At 57.3% G+C, this 5,491-nt stretch carries 1 tRNA gene and 3 rRNA genes; all 4 read right to left on the bottom strand.

Features of this window, described 5'->3' with window-relative positions:
• Positions 1–63: 63 nt before the first annotated feature.
• The 4 genes from rrf to NO360_RS18815 all read right to left on the bottom strand — a co-directional run bounded on the left by rrf (position 64) and on the right by NO360_RS18815 (position 5,314).
• Positions 64–185: ribosomal RNA gene (gene rrf, locus NO360_RS18830) — 5S ribosomal RNA — on the bottom strand.
• A 237-nt stretch (positions 186–422) separates the two neighbouring features.
• Positions 423–3,336, bottom strand: a 23S ribosomal RNA gene (locus tag NO360_RS18825).
• A 326-nt stretch (positions 3,337–3,662) separates the two neighbouring features.
• Positions 3,663–3,734: transfer RNA gene (locus NO360_RS18820), tRNA-Ala, on the bottom strand.
• 108 nt (positions 3,735–3,842) lie between these two features.
• Positions 3,843–5,314, bottom strand: a 16S ribosomal RNA gene (locus NO360_RS18815).
• Together the 16S, 23S and 5S rRNA genes with 1 tRNA gene alongside form the textbook arrangement of a ribosomal RNA operon.
• Between the last annotated feature and the right edge of the window lie 177 nt (positions 5,315–5,491).

Here is a 5,491-nt window from a genome sequence, read left to right as displayed (position 1 = left end):
GGTTCGAAATGAAGCGCGCCCACGAGACGCGGTGTCTCGCGGGCGCGAGTGTGTGGTATGAGTGGGAGGCGGCGAGCCAGTGTTCCCAGAGGATCGCTCACTCCAGTACTTGCTGACACGCTGGCAGGCTTAACTTCCGTGTTCGGGATGGGTACGGGTGGAACCCTGCCGCTCTGGCCGCCTTAACGCCGACTGGGGGACTCGAACCCCCACTCCCCGTCTTTCAACGTGAGAGTGACCGTCGTCGGTTCCGGCTTCCGTGACGTACGGTAACCATTGAAACGCGCGCAATCCAGTTTCCGCCTGAACCCGTCCATCGAGTGGACTGTAGTGTGATAGTCTCGATCCACCAAACACGACCATCAGTACTCGTAACCGACTATCCTATGCAGGATAGTTGGACGACACTGTATTCTCGTGTATGAGTGTGGCTTTGGACTGTTAGTGCTCGCGGGCTTAACACCTCGTTGCCTCGGTGCGTACACCCCGAGTCTATTTAACTCGTCTTCTACGAGTGTCCTCGACGGTACGTCTTTTTGAGGTGGGTTTCGAGCTTAGATGCGTTCAGCTCTTACCCCGTGGTGCGTGGCTGCTCGGCATCTGCCCTTTCGGACAACCGATACACCAGCGGCACCCAGTCGTAGTTCCTCTCGTACTATACGACCGTTCCTCGCACGTACCAAAACACCCCCAATAGATAGCAGCCGACCTGTCTCACGACGGTCTAAACCCAGCTCACGACCTCCTTTAATAGGCGAACAACCTCACCCTTGCCTGCTTCTGCACAGGCAGGATGGAGGGAACCGACATCGAGGTAGCAAGCCACTCGGTCGATATGTGCTCTTGCGAGTGACGACTCTGTTATCCCTAAGGTAGCTTTTCTGTCATCAACGGGCCCCATCCAGGAGCCTCGTTGGTTCGCTAGACCACGCTTTCGCGTCAGCGATCCTCGTTGGGAAGATCACTGTCAGACTTCCGTGTGCTCTTGCGCTCTTCTCCGGGTTTCCGACCCGGGTGAGGAAATCTTTGGGCGCGCTCGATATCTTTTCGAGCGCGTACCGCCCCAGTCAAACTGCCCGGCTACCGGTGTCCTCCGCCAGGAGTGAGAGTCGCAGTCACTAACGGGTAGTATTTCACGGTTGCCTCGGTGGCCCGCTAGCGCGGGTACCTGTGTAATGGCTCCTACCTATCCTGCACATCAGCGACCACGTCTCAGCGACAGCCTGCAGTAAAGCTCTATAGGGTCTTCGCTTCCCCTTGGGGGTCTCCAGACTCCGCACTGGAACGTACAGTTCACCGGGCCCAGCGTTGGGACAGTGACGCTCTCGTTGATCCATTCATGCAAGCCGCTACTGAAGCGGCAAGGTACTACGCTACCTTAAGAGGGTCATAGTTACCCCCGCCGTTGACGGGTCCTTCGTCCTCTTGTACGAGGTGTTCAGATACCCGCACTGGGCAGGATTCAGTGACCGTACGAGTCCTTGCGGATTTGCGGTCACCTATGTTGTTACTACACAGTCGGAGCGTCCGAGTCACTGCGACCTGCTCGGTCAAAAGCAGGTATCCCTTCTTCCGAAGGTACGGGACTAACTTGCCGAATTCCCTAACGCCGGTTGCTCCCGACGGGCCGTGGCTTTCGCTGCCTGAGCACCTGTGTCGGATCTCGGTACGGTCGCCGTGCGCCTTTTCACGGGCTCTCGGTACCAGCGACTTTCGCTGTCTCGTGATTCAATCGCTTCCTGCCGTTACGGCGTCCACGATTTTCCACGATTCGACGAGGCGAAGGCCTCGCTCGCTGTTTCCAAAAGCGTTGGCTGAATGCACGGTGGTACTGGAATATTAACCAGTTTCCCTGGTTGTCCCAGTCGAGTTACGGTGGGACTTAGGACCGACTAACCCTCGGCTGATTAGCAGTGCCGAGGAACCCTTGCTCATTTGGCCGTCGGGGGTCTCACCCGACTCTCGCTGCTACTGTGACCAGGATTTTCGTTACTGTACGGTCCACGCGAGCTCTCGCCCGTGCTTCCGCCCATACAGTACGCCAAGCCTACTAGGTCGTCCTTTCACGGACGCTGCCAGGTCTCGGTGGTAGATTTGAGCCCCGATCATTTTGGGCGCCTCGAACCTCGGCCGGTAAGCTGTTACGCTTTTCTTAGAGGGTAGCTGCTTCTAAGCTCACCTCCCGGCTGTTTAGGGCTCGAGACCACCTTCGGTTGCACTTAATCTACACTTGGGGACCTTAACCCGGCTCTGGGTTGTCTCCCTCACGGTACACAGGCTTACCCCGCATACCGGATTCCCGACGTCGACGGCGTCTGCAAGTTCGGAGTTTGACAGGACGGCCGACTCCTCTCGGAGGCGGTTCGTCCAATCGGTCGCTCTACCTCGCAGACTACCTCAGTCGAGGTCATGCTTCGACATGTTTCGGCTGGAACCAGCTGTTGCCGAGTTCGATGGGCCTTTCACCCCTACGCACGAGTCAGAGGAGGGTATTGTAGGACACCATCCCTTCAGGCCTCCACGCAGCTTTCGCCACGCTTCACCTTGCTCGCGCGTAGATCACTCGGTTTCGGGTCGCATCATCGGGACTCCCCGCGCTTGAACACGGCGGCCCTGGTCCGGAAGGACTGCGGCCATGTCGGTTTCCCTGTGCCTGCCTGGATAATCCAGTTAGGCTTGCCTCGATAATGCACTCCCTGGGTCGTTTTTCAAAACGCACGACGCGACATCGGCTTCCTCGAAGTCCTACTGGTGGGTCGCCCCACGGTCGTTTGTTCGAGGACCTTGTATGCCTCGTCGTTCTATCACTGACTGAGTTCAGGCCCTATTGCACCGCCCTGTTCGGGGTGCTTTTCAGCGTTCGCTCACGCTACTTGTTCGCTATCGGTCTCGAGGAGTGTTGAGTCTTCGCAGTTGATGCCTGCGGTAGTCACGAGGAATATCCAATCCCCGCTACTCTGGAGTTGGTCCGGGATCTTCGCTACTAGATACGGGGCTGTCACCCTGTATCGCACTCCGTTCCAGGAGATTTCTCCAGTGTTGAAGATCCGTTGTGACCAGTCCGAACACCACATTTCCTTACGGATTCGGTTTGGACTGTGTCGCGTTCACTCGCGGTTAGTAACGACATCGCTGTTGCTTTTTGTTCCTGCTCCTACTGAGATGTTTCAATTCGGAGCGTTCCCCATTGCGCGAAGCAATTGCGGTGGGGATTCCCATTCGGAGATCCCGAGTTCTTAGTCTCCGTGCGACTCCCTCGGGCTTTTCGCAGCTTGGCACGTCCGTCGTCGGCTCTCGAGCCGAGCCATTCACCAGCCAGTACAGTAGCCAGTTTGAGTGTCGTCTGGTTACGACTCGTCTGTGTGCGACCGGGTGGTCACGCACAGACGATGGTTTCTGTTGCTGTTGGTTGCAAGTTGAATTGCAGTTATGATTTGGTGATCTGAGACGTCCACAATGTGTCCGTCCTCGGTGGACGGGTTCAGTGGGCGTCTGGATTGCGCGCGTACAATGGTCGTCATTGAACGTCCGGTGGCTGCCGGAGCGTCCGTCGAACCCTTCCTATCCGCGTTTTCACGGGATAGTGCATCAGTTCGTGTCCACTCCAGTCGAGTTGACTGTCCCACTTAAGGGACTCGTTCTGTCTCGAGTGGGGTGGGTGATGGACCCGCTGGGATTTGAACCCAGGGCGTCCTCCTTGCAAAGGAGGTGCTCTACCGCTGAGCTACGGGCCCGTGTTAGCCTTGGTGGTTCTTAGGTGCCTGTCTGGCGTGTGGTGAGTGCTGAACGGTCCGCGCGATGAGTGAAAGTGGGCTAGGCACGACGGCCTAGTCCCGGTCTGTAGGAGGTGATCCAGCCGCAGATTCCCCTACGGCTACCTTGTTACGACTTAAGCCCCCTTGCGAAGCCCAGATTCGACTGTGGTGACACAGCCTCATCCGGACCTCACTCGGGTGCTTTGACGGGCGGTGTGTGCAAGGAGCAGGGACGTATTCACCGCATTCTTGTGAAATGCGATTACTACCGAATCCAGCTTCATGTGGGCGAGTTTCAGCCCACAATCCGAACTACGATCAAGTTTCGGAGATTAGCGCCCTCTTTCGAGGTTGCGACCCATTGTCTTGACCATTGTAGCCCGCGTGTAGCCCAGCTCATTCGGGGCATACTGACCTACCGTTGCCCGTTCCTTCCTCCAGTTTGGCACTGGCAGTCCTCTTAATGTACCCAGCCAGTCGAAACTGCTGCTGGCAATTAGGAGTGCGGGTCTCGCTCGTTGCCTGACTTAACAGGACGCCTCACGGTACGAGCTGACGGCGGCCATGCACCTCCTCTCTACAGCTCGTGACGAGGTCATCAACCTGGCCGTCATTACTGTAGTCGGAGCTGGTGAGATGTCCGGCGTTGAGTCCAATTAAACCGCAGGCTCCTCCGGTTGTAGTGCTCCCCCGCCAATTCCTTTAAGTTTCATCCTTGCAGACGTACTTCCCAGGCGGTTCGCTTCTCGGCTTCCCTACGGCACAGCACAGGCGCGTAGCCTGTGCCACACCTAGCGAACATCGTTTACGGCTAGGACTACCCGGGTATCTAATCCGGTTCGAGACCCTAGCTTTCGTCCCTCACTGTCGGATCCGTCTTCTCGAGATGCTTTCGCCATCGGTGGTCCGTTCGGGATTACGGGATTTCACTCCTACCCCGGACGTACCTCTCGAGCCTTCCGGTCCCAAGCCTCGAAGTTTCCGCCGGACGCCCACTGGTTGAGCCAGTGGATTTCCCGACGGACTTTCGAGGCCAGCTACGGACGCTTTAGGCCCAATAAGATTGGCCATCACTTGAGCTGCCGGTATTACCGCGGCGGCTGGCACCGGTCTTGCCCAGCTCTTATTCGTGTACCGCCCTACGGTACACAAAAGCGAGGACGATATGCCCTCGCACTCGGAGTCCCCTTATCGCACTGGCGTGCAGTGTAAAGGTTTCGCGCCTGCTGCGCCCCGTAGGGCCCGGAATCTTGTCTCAGATTCCGTCTCCGGGCTCTTGCTCTCACAACCCGTACCGATTATGGGCACGGTGGGCCGTTACCCCACCGTCTACCTAATCGGCCGCAGCCTCATCCTACAGCACCGTAGTGTTTGTGACTCCCGGCATTCCAGCGTGGGAGTTGTATACTGAGTTAGCCTCAGTTTCCCGAGGTTGTTCAGTTCTGTAGGGTAGGTTGGCCACGTGTTACTGAGCTATCTGCCACGAGTGTGAACTCGTGCGACTAGCATGGCTAAATCGGACTCCGATAGCAATGGCCTCCGGCAGGATCAACCGGAATGGGTCTCCCCCAGAAGGGGGAGGGGTGTGGCGGGATTTTCTCCCTGGAAGGGAGAGAATCACCAATCATTGCGTGGTCCGTTCAGTGGTTCAGTGGACACCAGACAGGTGTCACCGAACCACCAAGGCTAACATCAGATCCCATCTGTACGGCGGACCGCAGGGGTGGAATCCTCAT

It is taken from the genome of Halobellus litoreus (genome assembly GCF_024464595.1).
Taxonomy (GTDB): Archaea; Halobacteriota; Halobacteria; order Halobacteriales; family Haloferacaceae; genus Haloquadratum; species Haloquadratum litoreum.
This window is presented reverse-complemented; position numbering and strand designations above follow the sequence as displayed.